This is a genomic window from Pseudooceanicola nitratireducens, from assembly GCF_900109195.1.
Lineage (GTDB): Bacteria > Pseudomonadota > Alphaproteobacteria > Rhodobacterales > Rhodobacteraceae > Pseudooceanicola > Pseudooceanicola nitratireducens.
The window spans coordinates 379,188-398,404 of the sequence record NZ_FNZG01000001.1; the positions used below are offsets into that span (position 1 = coordinate 379,188).

Here is a 19,217-nt window from a genome sequence, read left to right on the forward strand (position 1 = left end):
GCAGAGCCGTGATCGCAAGGCCGCACTTGCACGCATCGGGCCATCGCCTTGGAATAGGACGGATTTCCCGGCGGCTTTGCCCCGATGGGGTCAATTGCCCTTGGGCTTGGCTTTGGCGGGATTGGCGGTGGTCGCCCGGGCGCAGGGCCGGACGGATTGTCCGCCCCGGGGCGCGGCTGCCGGGACTGGGGGCGACTGGGGCGGTCACACCAAGGGCCGTGAAGTCCCGCCCAGAGGCAGTTCAGACCGGTGCGGGCCCCGACTGCTGCAGCGTACCGCCCTGGCGCACCATCTCGATCCGGGTGGCCATGCCGGTGCGGTCGTCGGTTTCCACGTAGACGCCCGACAGGGTCGCTTCACCCTTGGCGGGCTGGAACCGGCCCTTGGACATGCCGGTGACAAAGCGGCGCAGCGGCTCGGCCTTGTCCATGCCGATGACGGAATTGTAGTCGCCGCACATGCCCGCATCCGACAGATGCGCCGTGCCGCCGGGCAGGATCTGCGCATCGGCCGTGGCCACATGGGTATGGGTGCCGACCACGAGGCTGGCCTTGCCGTCGCACCAATGGCCCATGGCCATCTTTTCCGAGGTCGCTTCGCAATGCACATCGATGATCGAGGCCTGCACCAGCCCGCCCGCGCGATGCGTCTTCAGCACCGTTTCAATGGCCGAGAATGGATCGTCATAGGGCCGCGACATGAAGACCTGCCCCAGTACCTGCGCGACCAGCACTTTGCGCCCGCCGGGTGCATCGAAGATGCGATAGCCCTTGCCGGGGGCGGACCGCGCATAGTTAATCGGCCGGATGATGCGGTTTTCCTGTTCGATGAAACTCATCATGTCCTTCTGATCGAAGGCATGATCGCCAAGGGTGATGACATCGGCCCCCGCGGCCAGGATCAGCTTGGCATGTTCCGCCGAAAGCCCCGCGCCATTGGTCGCGTTCTCGCCGTTGACCACGACGAAATCCAACTTCCACGCCTCGCGCAGGCGGGGCAGGGTTTCCTGAATGGCCGTCCGTCCGGACCGGCCCACGACATCACCGAGGAAAAGCAGTTTCATGACTTTTGCCTAAGCGCGGCGGGCGGAAAGGGCAAGGGGGCGCAGCGACTTGGATGGGGCCTTTGCTCGGGTGAGCCGCGGCGCATCTATTCCAGCCGGGCCAGGGGATGGTGACGGATCTCATCTGCCAGTCCGCCCAGAAGCCGTCGCACAGTTCGACCTTCGGCGGTCTCCATTGGCAGATCGGCCTGCACCTGTTCGAGCGTACCCAAAAAAACGGACCAACTGAAGGCAACGACTCGCAGATCGTCCAGAAGATCCGGAAGCAGGTCCATGACGGGATCAAGCCGCTTGAGGACGCTGCTCTTTGCACCGCCGAGAATGGTGGGGAGCTGATCCGCCCCGATCTTGTCCAGCGGGAAAGGAAAGGCACCGGCGGTCAGGTCGTCTGGGCGTGGCGCGATATAAGCCAGTACAAGAGGTTTGCGATGCGCCGTTGAACGCCGCTCCAGCGCAAAGGCGAGCATGTATTTCGCCAGTTGGTCAAGCGAGGTGAGGGCGTCGAACTTCAGCTCGACGGCGATCGACCAGTCGGTGCCGGTAAAGAAGCCGTCGGGCTGACAGATATTATAAAGCTTGTCGACGCCCAGTGTCTGGCCAAGTTCGCGTCCGTGGCTTTTCAGGCTGTCGCTTCGGTCTTCGTCAAGCAGTCGACAGAAGATCCGGTTGGTCAGCGCCCCGTCTAGGATACCAAAGGTCAGATCGAACAGGTGATTGAAGGTCTCTTCCTGGCGCCGAACGGTGGTGGCAAAGGATCGCGCCGTCGTCGCACGACGGTAAAGCGGGCCGTTGGCATTTGTCATCGCCACCGGGACCGATACGCGATCCCCTTCAATCTGCCAGTGACTGCGCGAGATCGATTTCAAACCAAGATACTTTGGCGTCCAATATAGTTGTTCCAGCGCGTCCCAATACTTGGTTGTCCAATTCATTCGCGCCTCGCAATCTGTCTTGGTAAACTCAAAATGTCCCCATCACACCATCACTACAAAGGCCAGAACACAAGGATCGCCGGGATCGACACCGCGACCACCAGGATCTCCAGCGGCAGGCCCATGCGCCAGTAGTCGCCAAAGCGATAGCCGCCGGGGCCCAGGATCAGCGTGTTGTTCTTGTGACCGATCGGCGTCAGGAAGGCCGAGGACGCCGCGACCGCAACCGCCATCAGGAAGGGGTCGGGCGACACGTCCAGCCCGCGCGCCATCTGGATGCCGATCGGGGCCGCGACAATCGCCGTGGCGGTGTTGTTCAGCACGTCCGACAGGGTCATCGTCACCACCATCAGCGCCGTCAGGATCGCCCAGGCGGGCCAGCCGTCGGTCAGCCAGATCAGCGATTCCGCGATCAGGGTCGTCCCGCCCGAGGTCTCGAGCGCCTGGCCAAGCGGGATCATCGACCCCAGAAGCACCACGACCGGCCATTCGACGTGATCGTACAGCTCTTGCAATGGCACCACGCGCATCAGCACATAGGCGATGACCACAAGGCCCAGGGCGATCGCCAGGTCCATCACGCCCAGGCTGGCCAGAAGCACCGCGCCCGCGAACATCCCGATGGCGGCCCAGGTCTTGGTGTCCTGGGTCACCGCCAGCCCGCGGTCGGCCAGCGTCAGACAGCCCAGCCATTCGGCCACGTCGCTGCCGGTGTCTTTCTGCACCAGCAGCAGCAGGATGTCGCCCGGCTGCACCACGGTCTTGCGCACCTGGCTGGTGATCCGCCGTCCCTGGCGCGAGATCCCCATCAGCACGGCGCGCTGCCGCCAGGACAGGCCGATCCCCTGCGCGGTCTTGCCGTTCAGGCGGCTTTCGGGCTTCACCACCATCTCGATCACGTCGAGCCCTTCGCTGTCGGCGGTCAGAAGCTCCTCCCTCCGGTCGTCCGAAAACGCCAGGCTGAGGGTCGAGCGGAATTCGTCCAGCGCCTCGGGCGAGGCTTCCAGCACCAGCGCGTCGCCGGCCTGGATCACGTTGTTGCGGGCGTTGCCATACAGGCGCTTGCCGTTGCGGATCAGGCCGATGATGGCCACATCGGCCTTTTCGGCGGTCTCGTGCAGCTCTCCGACGCGGCGGCCGATCTGCTTGGAGCCCTCGGGCACCGTCAGTTCCGCCACATAGGGGGCCAGGTCCGATCCGCGCACCACCGCATCCTCGCGCGCGGGGATCAGCCGCCAGCCGACCAGCGCGACAAAGGCCAGGCCCGCCAGCGCCGCGACCCCGCCCACGGGGGCAAAGTCGAACATCGAGAAGCTTTCGCCCAGGCTGTCCTGGCGGATCGTCGCGATGATGATGTTGGGCGGCGTGCCGATCAGGGTGACCATGCCGCCAAGGATCGTCGCAAAGGACAGCGGCATCAGCGACAGCCCCGGCGCGCGACCCGCCTTGCGCGCGGTCTGGATGTCCACCGGCATCAGCAGGGCCAGAGCGGCCACGTTGTTCATGAAGGCCGACAGCACGCCGCCGATCCCGCCCATGATCGCGATGTGGCTGCCAAGCGACCGGGTGCTGTCCACCAGTGTCCGGGTGATCAGATAGACCGCCCCCGACCGCACCAGCCCGGCCGAGACGATCAGCACCAGCGCCACGATCAGTGTCGCCTCGTGGCCGAAGCCTTCAAAGGCGTGCTCCACATCGACGGCACCCAGCACGACCGCGGTCATCAGCGCGCCGAAGGCCACGATGTCATAGCGCCAGCGCCCCCAAAGCAGCAGGGCGAAGACGGCACCGAAGATGGTGAAAAGGATGATCTGTTCGCTGTTCATGCCCGAATTTCTTTCATGCGCAGTATGATGCCGTGAGACTAAGTAACCTAACGTGTCCCCGCGCCGCGCCTAGGGCAAATGCGCCCGGCGGCGGAATGGGGCCGCAGGTTTCTTTTCTGGGGGCCTGTTCGCTTGGCTCGGCGGGGACCGGCCCGATCTTGCCGGAAAGCTCCGGTAAGGCCCTACGCCCGGGGCACAGGTTCGGTTCCGGCCACACCCGGTTTTCTGCGCCGCGACGGGGCTGCCAAAAGCGCCCCGCGTCAGCCCTCCAGGATCAGGACCCGCACTGCCTCGATCACGTTGTCGACGGCCACGGCGGCCAGCACCATGCCCATGACGCGGCTGACGATGGCCGCCCCGCTGGCGCGGATGACCCGCAGGATCGGCCCGGCCAGCAGCATCAGCACCAGCGCACAGCCCAGAACCGCCAGCATCACCGCCGCCGTCACCGCCTGTTCCGGCACCGAAAAGCGGTTGTTGTCGGTCAGCAGCACGATGGCCAGCATCGCGCCCGGTGACGCGATGGACGGCACGGCAAGCGGAAAGATCGCCGGCATGCCGTCGCCCCGTTCCGGCCCGCCGGATGTCGCGCCCGATCCGTTCATCGGCTGGCCGAAGATCATCGTGAAGGCAAAGGCGAACAGGATCAGTCCGCCCGCGATCTGGAACGCCGGCAGCGAAATGCCAAGCGCGTCGATCAGGAACTGGCCGAACACCAGGAAGAACCCCAGCACCAGCGCCGCCACCCCCGCCGCCTGGAAGGCCGTGCGCCGCAGCGCTTCGGGGGCCTGGCCGGCGGTGACGGCAACAAAGACCGGGATGGTCCCGATCGGATCGATCACGACCCAGAGAATGACGAATTGTTCAAAGATGGTCATGACGGCGGGCCAGATGATCGGATGCTCGGAGCTGAGGGAAAAGGGAAGGGGCGTTGACCTGTCCGATATAGGGGCTGCGCGCCTGCGTCCAATGGCAATGCGCCGCATTCGGCACATTCCGCGCGTAAACCGGGGCAGAGATCTGCCGACCGTTGCCAATAGGGCGCGAAAGCCGCCCACAGCGCTACCCGCTTGCCCAGACCCCGGCCGGTGACATATAGAACAGCCGATCATTTTCAGCCGAAAGACGAGGTCCACATGGCCGGCCATTCAAAATGGGCGAACATCCAGCACCGCAAGGGGCGTCAGGACGCCGCGCGGTCCAAGCTGTTTTCCAAACTGTCGAAGGAAATCACCGTCGCCGCGAAGATGGGCGACCCCGATCCCGACAAGAACCCCCGCCTGCGCCTGGCGGTGAAGGAAGCAAAGTCGCAGTCCGTCCCCAAGGATGTGATCGACCGCGCCATCAAGAAATCCCAGGCGGGCGACGGCGACGATTACGAAGAAATCCGCTATGAGGGCTATGGCCCGAACGGCGTTGCGGTGATCGTCGAGGCGATGACCGACAACCGCAACCGCACCGCCTCGACCGTGCGGTCGACCTTCTCGAAGAACGGCGGAAACCTGGGCGAGACCGGGTCCGTGGGCTTCATGTTCGACCGCAAGGGCGAAGTGACCTATCCCGCCTCGGTCGGGGATGCGGACACCGTCATGATGGCCGCCATCGAAGCCGGGGCCGAGGATGTCGAAAGCAGCGAGGACGGGCACGTCATCTATTGCGCCGACACCGATCTGAACGACGTGGCCACCGCGCTTGAAGCCGAGCTGGGCGAATCCGAATCGACCAAGCTGATCTGGAAGCCGACCACCACCACCGAGATGGACCTGGACGGCATGCAGAAGCTGATGAAGCTGATCGACGCGCTGGAAGACGACGACGACGTGCAGCGGGTCACCGCGAACTTCGAAGCCTCGGACGAGGTGATGGAGCAGCTTTGATCCATAGGGCACCGCGCTGTGCCCGGGTCTGACCTGCAAACATGAGCACGATTGAACAGGGGCCGGTCCTTCGGGATCGGCCCTTTTCCTTTGCCCTTATGAGGGATGGCCCGGTCAGCCCGTGGGATCGGTGATCAGTGCCCTGCGGGCCGCCGCACAGATCGCCCGCGTCGCAGGGGCCAGCGCCGGGGCCATCCGCCGCGACACCTGCCAGTAAAGCGGCGTGTCCAGCGGCTGATCCGGGCGCAGGACCACCAGCCGCCCTACGTCCAGCACTGGCTGCACCAGCGACAGCGGATTCACCGCCCAGCCCAGCCCAAGCGCCGCGGCCTCGGTAAAGGCCTGGGTCGAGGGCAGGTAATGGGTCGCCGGCACCGGTCCGGGCCCAAAGCATTGCTCCAGCCAGTCCAGCTGAAGCCGGTCCTTGCGGTCATAGGTCATCATCGGGGCCGCCCGCAGGGCCGGGCCGGTGATGCCGTCGGGACAATGCCGCGCCAGGAATTCCGGGCTGGCCACGGCAACATAGCGCAGATCGCCCAAGGGATGGCTGTCGCAGCCCGTGGGCGGCACCGCATGGGCCGAGACCGCGCCCGCGACCTCGCCCTTGCGCAGCCAGTCGCCGGAATGGTCCTGGTCGTCCACCACGAGGTCGTAGAACAGCCCCGGCAGGGCCTCTTGCGCCCGGGCCAGCGCCGGCAGGAACCACGAGGCCAGGCTGTCCGCGTTCACCGCGATCCGCACGGTGCGCTGCCCCTGACCGGCTTCGGCAAGATCCCCAAGCACCTGCGCCTCCATCAGCGCCACATCCTCGGCATGGCGGGCCAGGCGGTCGCCCAGGGCGGTGCCCAGGCAAGGCGTGCCGCGCAGCACCAGCGGCTGGCCCACGCGGTCCTCCAGCGCGCGGATCCGTTGCGAGACCGCCGATTGCGTCACCCCAAGAACCTGCGCCGCGCCTTCAAAGGACCCGACACGCAAAAGCGTGGAAAGCGTCTGCAATTGACCGGCGTCGATCATAAGCAATCCTAATGCAGGGCAAGCATTTTGAATTTCCCTTATCACTTGCGGCCCCCTATCGCTAGGCCCGGATCGCTGCCCCGGTCCTTCCACCCGACCGATCACCGCGGGCCAATGGCCAGACCGGCCCGCCCCAGGATCGGCCCCGCGGATTGAAACGGGACCACGACGCACCGACCCAAAAACACGACCCAAGACACGACCCAAGACCCAAAGGACCCCGATGATGACCAGTGACGCCGCCTCTGCCTTTCTTGCCGCCTACGGGCTTGGCCTGTCGCTGATCGTGGCGATCGGGGCGCAGAATGCCTTTGTGCTGCGCCAGGGCCTGCGGCGCGAACATGTGCTGCCCGTGGTGCTGACTTGCGCGATCTCGGACGCGGTGCTGATCGCGGCGGGGGTGGCGGGCTTTGCCGGGATCTCCTCGGGGGTGCCCTGGCTGGTGCCGGCGATGCGCTATGGCGGCGCGCTGTTCCTGTTCGTCTACGGGGGGCTGGCACTGCGCAACGCCTGGCGCGGCGGGCAGGCGCTGACCCGGGCCGAGGGGCCGACGCCCGGACTGGGCCGCACCATCACCATCTGTCTGCTGCTGACCTGGGGCAATCCGCATGTCTACCTGGACACGGTCGGGCTGATGGGGGCGATTTCCTCGGGCTATCACAGCAAGCTGGCCTTTGCCTTGGGCGGCGCGCTGGCCTCGGCCAGTTTCTTCACCGCGCTCGGCTTTGGCGCGCGCTTCCTGGCTCCGGTCTTTGCCCGGCCCACGGCCTGGCGCTGGCTGGATGCGGTGATCGGCGTGGTGATGTGGTCCATCGCGCTTTCGCTGCTGTGACCGGGGGGCGAAGGGCGCGCGCCATATCAATGGCAATATCAATCAATGTCTGAATGAATGGGGAAATGAAACGTTTCCTCTTGCTGCGCGCATCGGGACATGCGATGCCAATTGCATGACCACAGCATCTAATTCGCGCCCGGTCGAGGGCATCCTCTGGACATTCGGCGCAGGCATCCTGTTCGTCGGCGTCAATGTCTTCGTAAAGCTCCTTGGCCCCGTCATGCCCGCCGCCCAGATGGCCTTTATCCGCTATGGCCTGGGGCTGGCGCTGCTGATCCCGACCTTCCGCGTGATCGCCCGCATGCGGCTGACCCGCCGGCAATGGGGGCTGTTCGCGATCCGGGGCGCGCTGCATTCCGTCGGCGTGGCCATGTGGTTCTATGCCATGGCGACGATCCCCTTGGCCGATGTGACGGCGATGAACTATCTCTCTCCGATCTACATCACGATCGGTGCGGCCATCTTCATGGGCGAAAAGCTGGCGATCCGCCGCATCCTAGCGGTCGTCGTGGGCCTGGTCGGCGCGGTGGTGATCCTGCGCCCGGGGTTTCGCGAAATCGGGCCGGGGCATCTGGCAATGCTGGTCGCGGCGCTGCTGTTCGCCTGCAGCTACCTTCTGGCCAAGCATCTGACGGATGAAACCGACCCGGTGGCGGTGATCACCATGCTGTCGGTCTGGGTGACGATCGGCCTGCTGCCCATGGCGGCCCCGGTCTGGGTCACGCCCAGCTGGTTCGAACTGTCGCTGCTGTTCGCCACCGCCTGTTTTGCGACGCTCGGGCATTACTGGATGACGCTTGGCTTCCGCGCCGCGCCGATCACCGCGACCCAGCCCGTCACCTTCCTGCAACTGGTCTGGGCCGTGGCCCTGGGCGTGATCCTGTTCGACGAACCGATCGATCCCTTCGTGATCCTCGGCGGTCTGATGATCATCAGCGCGATCAGCTTCATCACCTGGCGCGAGGCCGTGGCCAAACGCCGCCAGATCACCCCGCCGGTGCCGCCGCAGAAGATGACCTGAGCCTTGCGCCTTGTTGCGTCCGCCCTGCTGTCGGCGGGCACCCCGGGCACCTGCGAAATTTTGCACAGCCTCTCCGGCAGGGGCGCACGGCCGCCGCACGGGTCGGGACTGGTCTTGCCCCCGCCCGCGCGCTAGGTCTGGGACATGAGCGATGATACCCCCAAGGACCTGTCCCAGGACTTCCCCCTAGATGGCCGCAAGGGCCTGCCCGAACATCTGCGCGTTCTGGCCGACCTCTATCCGCGGACCGAATGGCGGGGGCATCCGAACTTCAACGATCTGACGTCTTTCTGGCTTGAACGTCATGGCATGTTCCGTCAGCTCAACGACCTGCTGGTGGAAAGCAGTGAAAAGCGCTTGGACGGGGCCAACCCGCGTTATGGGCGTGAGCTGCAGCACTACACCTCGATGTATCTCAACCAGCTGCACGGCCACCACCAGATCGAGGATCACCACTACTTCCCGCAGTTCATCCCCCTGGACCGCCGGCTGGAGCAGGGGTTCGAGATCCTCGACCGCGATCACCACGCGCTCGACGGTCATATCCATGCGCTCGCCGCCTCGACCAACGCCGTGCTGCAGAAGATCGCCGCCGGCGACAACGATGAGAAAGAGGCCCGCGCCCTTCTTGACGCGCAAAAGGCCTTCCGTGCCTTCCTGCACCGCCACCTGGAAGACGAGGAAGACTTGGTGGTCCCCGTGATCCTGGAATACGGCGCGGCCCTGTCGTGATGGTTCATGTCCGGGTGTAGGCCCGGGCCTTCCGACCTGTGCTTTGCCCTGATTGGCCCTGTTCAGACCCGTGCTCTGCCCTGGTCGGCCCTTTTCGGACCCGTCCTGCGTCGCACGCCCCTTGATCCGGCCTTTCCCACTCGGGCCCGGGCGGGACCAAATTGGGCCTGACCGTTTGCCAGAGCGCTTAAGTTCCGATCAAAAGTGCCTCGAGAAGCCGCGTCTTCAAACGCCCGCTTCCCCCGCAATGCTCGGCAACCAAATGATCGCTTCTCAGAACCCGGGTATCTCCAGGGCCTAAAGACTCAATCCCCGAAGACACCCGCTTCTCACCCCGGACCCCCAGGCCACCTCAGGCACCACCCGGCACCCTCCCGACCCCTCAGCCCGCCCCAAAACCCGACCCCTCAGCCCGCCCCAAAACCCGACCCCCAGTCAGATCCCCTCCGCCATCCGTGCCTTGCGCGAAGAGGACAGCTTCATCCCTGGCGCATTCAGCATGTCGGGCGGCCCGACCCAGGCATAGGCCAGCAGGCAGGGCACAAGATCGGCGGTGGTGATGCGGTGCTCGTGATCGGGGCGGTTCAGGATCAGCGACCCGGGCGCATAGACCGCCGCGTCGTTCTCGGACCAGGCCCCCGCGACCGAGATATAGCTCTCCTCGATCCGCGCATGGCTGTGCTGCGGATAGGTGGTGCGTGGGGCGAACAGCACGAAGCCAAGGATCAGCTGATCCGACAGCACCGGCCCCCTTGGCCCCAGCACCTCGCAATAAGCGTATTTCTGCGCCAGTGCCTTGGGCACCTTCTCGTAGCCGTACTCCCAGGTCAGCTGATCCGCGACTCGTGACAGCGCGCGTGACAGCCCGTGCATCACGCCGCGTTCCCCGATGTCGAGCGCCCGGTTCAGATGCGCCGTCACCGGCTTGGCTGCCGCCTGGCGCGGGGCCACGGGCGTCTCTCCGGTCAGGACCCGCGACAGCGCGTCCCGCACCCGCTTGCGATGCGCCCGGATCGCCTTTGACCCGCCGTCCGACCCGTTGCGATAGACCAGGTCGAACTCGCGCAGCAGGTAGATCCAGTCCGGACACTCCTGCAGCCCGCGCGCTCCGCCTCCATCCTTCTCGACCGCCCCTGTCATCCTCTTGCTCCAAATATCCCGGGGAGTGTGAGGGGCAGCGCCCCTCACCCCCGTCCGGGCCTTCAGGCCCGGACACAATCAAAAACCACCCCGGGCCTTCAGGCCCGGACATCATAAAAAGCCAACCCGGGCCGATCGGCCCGGACACTCTAAGTCCCGCCCGGCCAAAGCGGCCCGATCAAGACCTCCGTCACGCTCAGGTGCGCGCCCCGATCAGACCGCGACAGGCGCAGGCGATCAACCCCGGCACCGACGCCGCGCATGCCGCAAACGAACAGGCCCGCCGGATCGCTCCGACGGGCCCAGTTCTGACTCTCACCCGATACTCAGGCGTCGATCGAGCTTCCGATGGTCGCCCAGACCAGGCCGCCATCAACGGCGATGGTCTGACCCACCACGTAGTTGCCCGAACGCGCCGCGAGGTAGATCGCCGCGGCCGAGATATCCTCGCCATTGCCGATCCGGCCCGTGGGGATGCGCTTGGCCACCTCGTCGCCATGATCGCGCGCCGCGCGGTTCATGTCGGATGCAAAGGCCCCCGGTGCGATGCAGTTCACCAGGATATTGTCCTTCAGCAGACGCGCGGCCACGCGGCGCGTCAGGTAGATCAGGCCCGACTTCGAGGCATGGTAGGCATAGGTTTCCCAGGGGTTCAGCCGCAGCCCGTCGATCGAGGCGATGTTGATCACCTTCGACGGCTCATCCGCCGTTGCATTCTTGGCCAGCAGGTCGTGCATCTTCTGGGTCAGGAAGAAGGGCGACTTCAGGTTCAGGTCCATGGTCTTGTCCCAGCCCGATTCCGAGAACTCCAGGTACTCTTCCCCCCAGGCCGCACCGGCGTTGTTGACCAGGATGTCGACGTGATCTTCCTTGGCCTTCAGGTCGGCGACAAAGGCCTCGATCCCTTCCATGTTGGACAGGTCGTGGGGCAGGGCGATGCACTTCGGCCCCAGCTCCTCGGCGGTGTCGACACAGGCCTGGGCCTTGCGTGCGGTGATGTAGACCTTGGCGCAGCCCGCCTGGATGAAGGCCCGTGCGAAATGCTTGCCGATGCCGCGCGACCCGCCGGTCACGACCGCGACTTTGCCCTCAAGTGAAAAGAGCGTGCTGATATCCATGAAAATTCCTCCCGTATTGCGGAAGCATATTCCGCACGGGTCGGGCCTAGGGTCAAGGCGAAAGCGTTTCGACGCAGGGTCACATCCGCCTGGCGGAATTGATCCCCCATACCGGGCGCTCGGGTCGCCGCACCGCGACCACGGCGGGTGCCCCGCCTAGAACGCCTGCGCCGCCGCCACCGCGCGGCCCCAGGCGGCGTATTTCTCGTCCCGGGTCGCCGCGTCCATGCCGGGTTCGAACCGCGTTTCGCTGGCCCATTGCGCGGCGAAGTCCTGTGGCCCCGGGCAAAGTCCCGCCCGCCAGCCCGCCAGCCAGGCCACGCCCTTGGCCGTCGTCTCCAACACCGCGGGCCGGTCGACGGGCGCGCCCAGGATGTCGGCCAGGAATTGCATCGTCCAGCCCGAGGCCGTCATCCCCCCGTCGACCCGCAGCACCGTATCTTCGCGCCCCGCATCCGCCAAACCGGCAGCCGCCCAGTCGTCGCGCATCGCGTCCAGCAGATCGCGGGTCTGGTAGCCTACGCTTTCCAGCGCCGCGCGGGCCATTTCCGCGGGGCCGGTGGCGCGGGTCAGGCCAAAGACCGCGCCACGACACTCGGCATTCCAATAGGGCGCGCCAAGGCCGGTGAAGGCGGGCACCATGACCACCTGCTGCCCGGCGTCGGCCTGTTCCGCCAGGGCCTGCGTCTCGCCGGCCTCGCGGATCATCCGCAGCCCGTCGCGCAGCCATTGCACCACGGCCCCGGCCACGAAGATCGACCCCTCCAGCGCATAGGTGACCTCTCCGTCGAACTGATAGGCCACCGTGGTCAGCATCCGGTTGCGGCTGGGCACCATGTCCGTCCCGGTGTTCAGCAATGCGAAACAGCCGGTGCCATAGGTGGATTTCATCATCCCCGGCGACAGGCAGGCCTGACCGATGGTCGCCGCCTGCTGATCGCCCGCCACGCCCAGGATCGGGATCTCTTGCCCGAACAGATCCGGCCGGGTCACGCCAAAGTCGCCGTTACAGTCGCGCACCTCGGGCAGCATTTCGATCGGCACGTCGAACAGGGCGCAAAGCGTTTCGGACCAGCACCCTTCGCGGATGTCATACAGCATCGTGCGTGCGGCATTGGTGGCATCGGTGGCATGCACCGCGCCGCCCGTCAGCTTCCAGATCAGATAACTGTCGACGGTGCCAAACAGCAGCTGCCCGGCCTTTGCGGCCTCGCGCGCGCCCGGGTGCTGATCCAGCAGCCATTTGACCTTGGTGGCCGAGAAATAGGGATCCAGCAGCAGCCCGGTCTGGCGCGTCACCTCCTCTTCGTGGCCCTGATCCTTAAGCATGGCGCAGATCTGGGCGGTGCGGCGGTCCTGCCAGACGATGGCATTTGCCAGGGGCTCTCCGGTCCGTGCATCCCAGATCAGCGTGGTTTCGCGCTGGTTGGTGATGCCGATGGCCGCCACATCCCCGGCCCGCAGCCCGGCCCGTTCCAGCACCGCGCGCGAGGTGCTGGCGACGCTGCCCCAGATGTCGCGCGGATCATGTTCCACCCAGCCCGAGTGGGGATAGATCTGGCGGAACTCCTCTTGCGCGCTGGCAATGGGCGTCAGGTCGGGGGTGAACAGGATCGCCCGGCTTGATGTGGTGCCCTGATCAATAGCAAGGATATGTGTCATCTGGTGGTCCTTCTCCCTGCGGTCAGAGAAGTCCGCGCCGGCGGGGAAGTCAACGCATCGCCCCCGGTCTTCGTCCTGCGTCTTGTCCTGTTCCTTGTCCCGAGCCTTGTCCTGCGGATCGGCGGCCATTTGATCCCAATCAAAGCGGGACCACCAATGAACCATTTATCTGGGCTCAGCCAAAGGAGGGATACGATGTCCAACACACCCCACGAACTGCACGATGATTTCCCCGAACACGCCGAAGCCATCAGCGTGCTGAAACAGGTCGATGCCCATTTCGCCCGCATGGCCGAGGAATATCACGCCCTGAACCGCCAGATCCACCGCGCCGAAACCAATGTCGAACCGATGGAAGACCTGGCCATGATCGAGCTGCGCAAGGAACGCGGCGCGCTGAAGGACAAGCTTTATGCTGTGCTCAAGGCACCTCAGCCGACCTCGTAAGGCAGGGTCGCGCGGGCGTTGACGTCGATGGTCAGCCGCCGTTCCAGCGGCGGGACGGACCGCTGGTGGCAGTGCTCGCGTTCGCAGATCCGACACGAAATCCCGATCGGCTCGAAGGTGTCGGGCCGGCCGGGATCCAGGTCATCGGCATAGACGATGTCCGAGGCATGGGTGACCTCGCACCCCAGGGCGATGGCAAAGCGCCGGTCCGGTGCGCCCCAGCTGCCCCCCGGTTTCGACACATCCCGAGCGATTGAGATATAGCGCACCCCGTCCGGCGTTTCCGCCAGCTGGCGCAGGAACCGGCCCGGCGTTTCAAAGGCGCGGTGCACGTTCCACAGCGGGCAGGCCCCGCCGAAGCGCGCGAATTGCAGCCGGGTGGCCGAATGCCGTTTGGTGATCGTGCCCGCCTGATCGACCCGCACGAAGAAGAAGGGAATGCCCTTGGCCCCGGGGCGTTGCAGCGTCGACAGCCGATGCGCCACCTGCTCGATCGAGGCGCCAAAGCGCAGCGCCAGAAGCTCCAGATCATGGCGGACCTCTCGGGCGGCCTCAAGGAAGGCTCCGTAGGGCATCATCGCCGCCCCGGCAAAGTAATTGGCCAGCCCGATCTTGGCGATGGACCGCGCCGCGTCGGTCTGGAACCGCGCCAGGTCCAGCGTCGCCTCAAGCAGCGGATCCTGTTTCAGCAGCGCCACCTGCAGCAGCAGCTGGAAGGTCTGGGTTTCATGCGCGGCCCGGCGCGACAGGGTCAGTTTCTTGGTCTCGGGGTCGTATTGGCGCAGCTTCTGGGTGTCGCTGAATTCGACGCGGATCCCCATGTTGCCCAGGGTAGACACGGCGCGCACGCGCACGTTCTTGTCCTGGTCGCCGGGGCGGGCGGCCTCGGCAGTGCCCAGGGGGCTAGCGAAATTCTCGGCCGCGCGGTCGACCGCGTCGATGTAATTGTCGCAATAGTGGAAGAAATCCCGCACCTCGTCCCAGGGCGACGGCAGGGTGCGCGCATCTTCCCGGCCCAATGCCTCGTCGAGCGAGGCAAGCCGTTCATGGGTCTGCCGGTAGGCCCGGTGCAGATGCAGGAAGGCGCGGGCCAGCGCCGGCGCGTTCGAGGCGGTCAGCCGCACATCGGCCAGCGGCGGGGCCACATCGGCCAGGATCGGATCCGCCATCGCCTCGCGCATGTCGGACACCAGCCGTTCGCTGTCGCCGGTCGACAGTTCCGTCACGTCGAAACCGAATTCCTGCGCAAGCGACAGGACCACGGTGGTGGACACCGGGCGGTTGTTGTTCTCCATCTGGTTCAGATAGGGCAGGGAAACGCCAAGCTTGGCTGCGAAATCCTTCTGGGTCAGCCCCAGGCGCTGGCGCGTTTCCCGCAGCTTCGCGCCCGCATAAAGTTTCTTGGTTGCCATCCCGGTCACCGTCGAATTTGCAAGTTTCCACTTTGATATGGGTAACTTTGCAAATTGACCTTAACAAGGGATTATCGTGCGAGGCGACGCTCTCTCCACACCACGGCGAGGATCGCCAGGACGCTGGCGGTCGAGGTCAGGGTCATGATCACGATGAGCGGCGTTTCGGTGCCGCCTTGTGTCAGGACCGCCCCGCCAAGCGCCGACAGCGCCGCGCCGCCCAGGATCTGGATCGAACCGCCCAGACCGGCGGCGGTGCCCGACAGGTGCGGCCGCACCGACAGCATGCCCGACGTCCCCGAGGGCAGCACCAACCCGTTGCCCAGACCCACCACTGTCATGAACCCGAAGAACACGTAAGGAGAGCTGTGGCCGTTCACCGTCAGCAGCAGCGACACCACCAGGCCGGCGGTGGCAATCAGCGTGCCGGCAAGGATCATCCGGTTCAGCCCGACGCGGGCAGCGAACATGCCGGTCATCCAGTTGCCCAGGAAGTATCCGATGGCCGGGGCCCCGGTGAAATAGCCGAACTGCGCCGGGGTCATGCCATAGACGTTGGACGCCACGAAGGGTGCGCCGCCCAGGAAGGCAAAGAAGGCCCCCGAGGTGAAGGCGGTGGCCAGGCAATAGCCCCAGAACCGGGGCGAGCGCAGAAGCTCGGGGTATTCCGCGAACTGACGGCCCAGGGTCAGCCCGCTTGGCGTGCCGGTTTCGCCCAGGTCGAACCAGACGATCAGCAGCACGACAAAGCCAAAGCCGAACAGCACCCAGAAGGTCGACTGCCAGCCGAAGGCCTGATCCAGGACGCCGCCGATGGCGGGGGCGATCATCGGCACGATCGACATGCCCATGACCACGTAGCCCAGCACGGATGCGGCCCGGTCGGCGGTGTGCATGTCCCGCACCACGGCGCGCGACAGCACCATGGCCACCGCGCAGGTGGCCTGCAGGGATCGGAATACCAGGAAGACGCCCACGTTTGGCGCATAGATGCAGCCAAGCGTCGCGACGCAGAAGATGCCAAGCCCCCACAGGATGATCGGCCGGCGTCCGAACTTGTCCGCCATCGGCCCGACGAACAGCTGCAGCAGCCCGTTGGTGGCCAGGAAGACGGCAACCGACAGCTGGACATAACGGTAGGGCGCGTCGAAATGCTCGGCCATGCGGGGCAGGGACGGCAGGAAGACGTTCATCGCCAGGGCGGTCATGGACGCCAGCAGGATCAGCGTCGTCACGTGGGGCGGAGAGTCATTCCGCATGTAGCGGGGGGCGTTGTCGATCATGGCCATCAATCTGCGTTATCCGTGCACTTGGTCAAAGTCCATGTAGGTGTCATGTATTTTTCGCAAGCTCGGATATGCGGCTCTGAGCTAATTTGCTGGTTTGCAATTAGCTTTAGCTGCGCTGCCAATTCTTTGCAAATTTGCCAAATCCTCCTTTGGCTTGCGCAGCAAAGCCCCTATGGTCCGGCCAGAATGGACAGGGCCGCCCGGCCCGTCAGGACACCCCGTCAAGAGGAAGCAGCCCCATGAAGGACATCCTGCAAGAGCTTCACGACCGCCGCGAAGCCGCCCGCCTGGGTGGCGGCCAGAAGCGGATCGACAGCCAGCACGCCAAGGGCAAGCTGACCGCCCGTGAACGGATCGAACTTTTGCTCGACCACGACAGTTTCGAGGAATTCGACATGTTCGTGGCGCATCGCTGCACCGATTTTGGCATGGAAGAACAACGCCCTGCGGGCGACGGGGTCGTCACCGGCTGGGGCACGATCAATGGCCGCATGGTCTATGTCTTCTCTCAGGATTTCACCGTTTTCGGCGGGTCGCTGTCTGAAACCCACGCCCAGAAGATCTGCAAGATCATGGATATGGCGATCCAGAATGGCGCCCCGGTCATCGGTCTGAACGATTCGGGCGGCGCGCGGATCCAGGAAGGTGTCGCCTCGCTTGCCGGTTACGCCGACGTGTTCCAGCGCAACATCATGGCCTCGGGCGTGGTGCCGCAGATCTCTGTCATCATGGGCCCCTGTGCCGGTGGCGCGGTTTACTCGCCCGCGATGACCGACTTCATCTTCATGGTGAAGGACAGCTCTTACATGTTCGTAACCGGCCCCGACGTGGTGAAGACCGTCACGAACGAGGTCGTCACCGCCGAGGAACTGGGCGGTGCATCGACCCATACCAAGAAATCCAGCGTTGCCGACGGCGCGTTTGAAAACGATGTCGAAGCCCTGGCCGAGGTGCGTCGCCTGGTCGACTTCCTGCCGCTGAACAACCGCGAAAAGCCGCCCGTGCGTCCCTTCTTCGACGCGCCCGGCCGGATCGAGGATAGCCTGGACACGCTGATCCCGGAAAATGCCAACACCCCCTACGACATGAAGGAACTGATCCTGAAGGTCGCGGACGAAGGCGATTTCTACGAGATCCAGGAAGACTACGCCAAGAACATCATCACCGGCTTCATCCGTCTGGAAGGCCAGACCGTGGGTGTCGTCGCCAACCAGCCGATGGTTCTGGCGGGCTGTCTGGACATCGACTCCAGCCGCAAGGCCGCGCGCTTTGTCCGCTTCTGCGACGCGTTCGAAATCCCGATCCTGACCTTCGTCGACGTGCCCGGCTTCCTGCCCGGCACGACGCAGGAATACGGCGGGGTCATCAAGCACGGCGCGAAGCTGCTGTTCGCCTATGGCGAGGCGACGGTCCCCAAGGTCACGGTCATCACCCGCAAGGCCTATGGCGGTGCCTATGACGTGATGGCGTCCAAACACCTGCGGGGCGATTTCAACTACGCATGGCCGACGGCGGAAATCGCCGTGATGGGGGCCAAGGGCGCGGTCGAGATCCTGTACCGCTCGGAACTGGGCGATGCAGAGAAGATCGCCGAACGCACGCAGAACTATGAAGACCGTTTCGCCAACCCCTTCGTGGCGGCCGAAAAGGGCTTCATCGACGAGGTGATCCAGCCGAAATCGACCCGCAAGCGGGTGGCGCGCGCCTTTGCGTCGCTGCGCAACAAGAAGCTCCAGAACCCCTGGAAAAAGCACGACAACATTCCGCTGTGATCGCCTGAGATGACCCGCAACACCTGCCATATGGCGCGCGACGCCGACACGCTGACCCTGGCCCGGCACCTGCCGGCCCGGTTCGACGTGGTCGCGCGCGCCGATCTGTCCGGGGATGCGGGGCTGTCGCTTGGACGGCTGGCACATCAGGTGCGCCAGGACGTCTGGCGCGGGCTTCAGCGCGTGCGGGGCTTTTCCCCGGTGGTCCGCGTGACCCGCGCCGCCCATGGCGTGACGATCGAGGCGGGCGGACGGCTGGCGGCCCCGCGTGCTGCCGGCGGGGCCGAGGCCGCGCTGAGCGATATTCTGGCGAACCCGACCAATCGCGCCCGCTGGACGGCCCAAGCTGTAAAGGGCCAAGCGGCCAAGGGCCAAGCCGCCAAAGGCCATTCGGCGCGGGGCCGGAAGGGCCGGGCAGAATGATCCGGTCTTGGATAAACGTCGCGGCCATGGGGGTGCTCTGCGCCGCCGCGACCACGGTGCGAGGGCAGGAGGGGCCCTCGCCCGTGCCCTCAGATTCTGGGCACTCTAATCCCGCGCGCGTCGAAGCAGCGGTGATCGCCGTGCCCTCGGGCCGCGCGCTGTCCCTGCAAGAGGTCCGCGAGGAAACCCAACCCGACGGAACGCTGTGGCTGCGGCTGCGCTATGTGGCCCCGGGCATGACCCGCGCCGACCGTGCGGCGGTTGCGGATGATTTTCAGGCATTGTGCCAGACCGACGCCCTGCGCTACCAGCCTCAGGCCCCGGTGACGGCGGCGCAGGCGGTGATCTCGATCGCGGCCGCGCCGATGGAATTCGGGGTATCGAACCCTGAAATTCCCCAGTTTTTCGAGGCATTCCGGTTGGAAAACGGCACCTGCATATGGGAGGCATTCTGATGTCCCCACTATATCTAGCAAAACGCGCAACTTCCCGCTTGGGCGCTGCGTCTTTCCCGTCACAGCGGCTTTCGGCCCTAAGCTCTCCGTATGAAAGTGAAAAAAATTGCGCTATGTTCTGTGAAGGCGGTTCCCAAGACCTGCCCTCAAGCAGCCGATGCGCGTCGGAATTCACCGGCGGGCGTCAGGTTGGGACAAT

General features: G+C 65.3%; 18 protein-coding genes. 8 read left to right on the forward strand and 10 right to left on the reverse strand.

The features are described 5' to 3' along the window. Positions 1-241: 241 nt before the first annotated feature. The 4 genes from BMX99_RS01780 to BMX99_RS01795 all read right to left on the reverse strand — a co-directional run bounded on the left by BMX99_RS01780 (position 242) and on the right by BMX99_RS01795 (position 4,699). Positions 242-1,063: a TIGR00282 family metallophosphoesterase gene (locus tag BMX99_RS01780; protein ID WP_093446397.1), complete on the reverse strand. Its 822-nt coding sequence runs from the start codon at positions 1,061-1,063 to the stop codon at positions 242-244. Positions 1,064-1,149: 86 nt separating this feature from the next. Further along, positions 1,150-1,995 carry a hypothetical protein gene (locus BMX99_RS01785; protein ID WP_093490900.1) on the reverse strand — a complete coding sequence of 282 codons (846 nt, stop codon included), beginning with the start codon at positions 1,993-1,995 and terminating at the stop codon, positions 1,150-1,152. A gap of 53 nt (positions 1,996-2,048) precedes the next feature. Next, positions 2,049-3,821: an SLC13 family permease gene (locus BMX99_RS01790; RefSeq protein WP_093446404.1), complete on the reverse strand. Its 1,773-nt coding sequence runs from the start codon at positions 3,819-3,821 to the stop codon at positions 2,049-2,051. Positions 3,822-4,081: 260 nt separating this feature from the next. Beyond that, the gene (locus tag BMX99_RS01795) at positions 4,082-4,699 is read right to left on the reverse strand and encodes a MarC family protein (RefSeq protein WP_093446407.1); all 618 of its coding nucleotides are present in this window, start codon (positions 4,697-4,699) and stop codon (positions 4,082-4,084) included. A 258-nt stretch (positions 4,700-4,957) separates the two neighbouring features. Here BMX99_RS01795 and BMX99_RS01800 point away from each other — a divergent pair, with 258 nt between their 5' ends. Continuing rightward, a complete protein-coding gene (locus tag BMX99_RS01800) occupies positions 4,958-5,698 on the forward strand; it encodes a YebC/PmpR family DNA-binding transcriptional regulator (RefSeq protein ID WP_093446410.1) in 741 nt (246 codons plus the stop codon). 114 nt (positions 5,699-5,812) lie between these two features. Here the strand turns inward: BMX99_RS01800 and BMX99_RS01805 are convergent, their stop codons facing one another. Beyond that, positions 5,813-6,712, reverse strand: coding sequence for a LysR family transcriptional regulator ArgP (locus BMX99_RS01805; protein ID WP_093446413.1), 900 nt, complete (start codon positions 6,710-6,712; stop codon positions 5,813-5,815). Between the two features lie 226 nt (positions 6,713-6,938). Between BMX99_RS01805 and BMX99_RS01810 the strand changes: the two genes are divergently transcribed. From BMX99_RS01810 to BMX99_RS01820, 3 genes are all read left to right on the forward strand, one after another. Continuing rightward, entirely contained in the window at positions 6,939-7,544 is a 606-nt protein-coding gene (locus BMX99_RS01810) for a LysE/ArgO family amino acid transporter (protein WP_093448384.1), read from the forward strand. A gap of 115 nt (positions 7,545-7,659) precedes the next feature. Next, positions 7,660-8,568, forward strand: coding sequence for a DMT family transporter (locus tag BMX99_RS01815; RefSeq protein ID WP_093446416.1), 909 nt, complete (start codon positions 7,660-7,662; stop codon positions 8,566-8,568). Positions 8,569-8,712: 144 nt separating this feature from the next. Further along, positions 8,713-9,300: a hemerythrin domain-containing protein gene (locus BMX99_RS01820; protein ID WP_093446419.1), complete on the forward strand. Its 588-nt coding sequence runs from the start codon at positions 8,713-8,715 to the stop codon at positions 9,298-9,300. A gap of 435 nt (positions 9,301-9,735) precedes the next feature. Here BMX99_RS01820 and BMX99_RS01825 read toward each other — a convergent pair whose 3' ends face one another. The 3 genes from BMX99_RS01825 to glpK form a co-directional block, all read right to left on the reverse strand. Continuing rightward, a complete protein-coding gene (locus BMX99_RS01825) occupies positions 9,736-10,440 on the reverse strand; it encodes a dimethylsulfonioproprionate lyase family protein (RefSeq protein WP_093446423.1) in 705 nt (234 codons plus the stop codon). A gap of 326 nt (positions 10,441-10,766) precedes the next feature. Further along, a complete protein-coding gene (locus BMX99_RS01830; protein ID WP_093446426.1) occupies positions 10,767-11,558 on the reverse strand; it encodes an SDR family oxidoreductase in 792 nt (263 codons plus the stop codon). A 156-nt stretch (positions 11,559-11,714) separates the two neighbouring features. Continuing rightward, positions 11,715-13,220 (reverse strand): glycerol kinase GlpK, encoded by a 1,506-nt coding sequence (gene glpK / locus BMX99_RS01835; RefSeq protein WP_093448385.1) that lies wholly within the window; start codon positions 13,218-13,220, stop codon positions 11,715-11,717. A gap of 195 nt (positions 13,221-13,415) precedes the next feature. On the opposite strand from glpK, the gene BMX99_RS01840 reads away from it, so the two are divergent. After that, entirely contained in the window at positions 13,416-13,667 is a 252-nt protein-coding gene (locus BMX99_RS01840; protein WP_093446429.1) for a YdcH family protein, read from the forward strand. Here the strand turns inward: BMX99_RS01840 and BMX99_RS01845 are convergent. Both BMX99_RS01845 and BMX99_RS01850 read right to left on the reverse strand, forming a co-directional pair. Next, the gene (locus tag BMX99_RS01845; protein ID WP_093446433.1) at positions 13,652-15,079 is read right to left on the reverse strand and encodes a helix-turn-helix domain-containing protein; all 1,428 of its coding nucleotides are present in this window, start codon (positions 15,077-15,079) and stop codon (positions 13,652-13,654) included. The genes BMX99_RS01840 and BMX99_RS01845 overlap by 16 nt on opposite strands. A gap of 71 nt (positions 15,080-15,150) precedes the next feature. Further along, the gene (locus tag BMX99_RS01850) at positions 15,151-16,362 is read right to left on the reverse strand and encodes a multidrug effflux MFS transporter (RefSeq protein WP_244525614.1); all 1,212 of its coding nucleotides are present in this window, start codon (positions 16,360-16,362) and stop codon (positions 15,151-15,153) included. Between the two features lie 245 nt (positions 16,363-16,607). On the opposite strand from BMX99_RS01850, the gene BMX99_RS01855 reads away from it, so the two are divergent. From BMX99_RS01855 to BMX99_RS01865, 3 genes are read left to right on the forward strand one after another with little or no spacing between them, the layout of a single operon-like run. Continuing rightward, positions 16,608-18,140: an acyl-CoA carboxylase subunit beta gene (locus BMX99_RS01855; protein ID WP_093446436.1), complete on the forward strand. Its 1,533-nt coding sequence runs from the start codon at positions 16,608-16,610 to the stop codon at positions 18,138-18,140. Between the two features lie 9 nt (positions 18,141-18,149). Next, positions 18,150-18,563 (forward strand): hypothetical protein, encoded by a 414-nt coding sequence (locus BMX99_RS01860; protein ID WP_244525613.1) that lies wholly within the window; start codon positions 18,150-18,152, stop codon positions 18,561-18,563. Next, complete coding sequence (locus BMX99_RS01865) at positions 18,560-19,018, forward strand: DUF6497 family protein (protein WP_093446439.1); 459 nt, start codon at positions 18,560-18,562, stop codon at positions 19,016-19,018. The genes BMX99_RS01860 and BMX99_RS01865 overlap by 4 nt, the downstream gene beginning before the upstream one ends. Positions 19,019-19,217 lie beyond the last annotated feature (199 nt).

Excerpts from the sequence above, each read along its gene's own strand:
- BMX99_RS01860 (WP_244525613.1), top strand. The coding sequence starts at position 18,150 with ATGACCCGCAACACCTGCCATATGGCGCGCGACGCCGACACGCTGACC.
- glpK (WP_093448385.1), bottom strand. The coding sequence starts at position 13,220 with ATGACACATATCCTTGCTATTGATCAGGGCACCACATCAAGCCGGGCG.
- BMX99_RS01795 (WP_093446407.1), bottom strand. The coding sequence starts at position 4,699 with ATGACCATCTTTGAACAATTCGTCATTCTCTGGGTCGTGATCGATCCG.
- BMX99_RS01810 (WP_093448384.1), top strand. The coding sequence starts at position 6,939 with ATGACCAGTGACGCCGCCTCTGCCTTTCTTGCCGCCTACGGGCTTGGC.
- BMX99_RS01800 (WP_093446410.1), top strand. The coding sequence starts at position 4,958 with ATGGCCGGCCATTCAAAATGGGCGAACATCCAGCACCGCAAGGGGCGT.
- BMX99_RS01820 (WP_093446419.1), top strand. The coding sequence starts at position 8,713 with ATGAGCGATGATACCCCCAAGGACCTGTCCCAGGACTTCCCCCTAGAT.
- BMX99_RS01840 (WP_093446429.1), top strand. The coding sequence starts at position 13,416 with ATGTCCAACACACCCCACGAACTGCACGATGATTTCCCCGAACACGCC.
- BMX99_RS01790 (WP_093446404.1), bottom strand. The coding sequence starts at position 3,821 with ATGAACAGCGAACAGATCATCCTTTTCACCATCTTCGGTGCCGTCTTC.
- BMX99_RS01815 (WP_093446416.1), top strand. The coding sequence starts at position 7,660 with ATGACCACAGCATCTAATTCGCGCCCGGTCGAGGGCATCCTCTGGACA.
- BMX99_RS01855 (WP_093446436.1), top strand. The coding sequence starts at position 16,608 with ATGAAGGACATCCTGCAAGAGCTTCACGACCGCCGCGAAGCCGCCCGC.
- BMX99_RS01850 (WP_244525614.1), bottom strand. The coding sequence starts at position 16,362 with ATGATCGACAACGCCCCCCGCTACATGCGGAATGACTCTCCGCCCCAC.
- BMX99_RS01805 (WP_093446413.1), bottom strand. The coding sequence starts at position 6,712 with ATGATCGACGCCGGTCAATTGCAGACGCTTTCCACGCTTTTGCGTGTC.
- BMX99_RS01865 (WP_093446439.1), top strand. The coding sequence starts at position 18,560 with ATGATCCGGTCTTGGATAAACGTCGCGGCCATGGGGGTGCTCTGCGCC.
- BMX99_RS01845 (WP_093446433.1), bottom strand. The coding sequence starts at position 15,079 with ATGGCAACCAAGAAACTTTATGCGGGCGCGAAGCTGCGGGAAACGCGC.
- BMX99_RS01780 (WP_093446397.1), bottom strand. The coding sequence starts at position 1,063 with ATGAAACTGCTTTTCCTCGGTGATGTCGTGGGCCGGTCCGGACGGACG.
- BMX99_RS01830 (WP_093446426.1), bottom strand. The coding sequence starts at position 11,558 with ATGGATATCAGCACGCTCTTTTCACTTGAGGGCAAAGTCGCGGTCGTG.
- BMX99_RS01785 (WP_093490900.1), bottom strand. The coding sequence starts at position 1,995 with ATGAATTGGACAACCAAGTATTGGGACGCGCTGGAACAACTATATTGG.
- BMX99_RS01825 (WP_093446423.1), bottom strand. The coding sequence starts at position 10,440 with ATGACAGGGGCGGTCGAGAAGGATGGAGGCGGAGCGCGCGGGCTGCAG.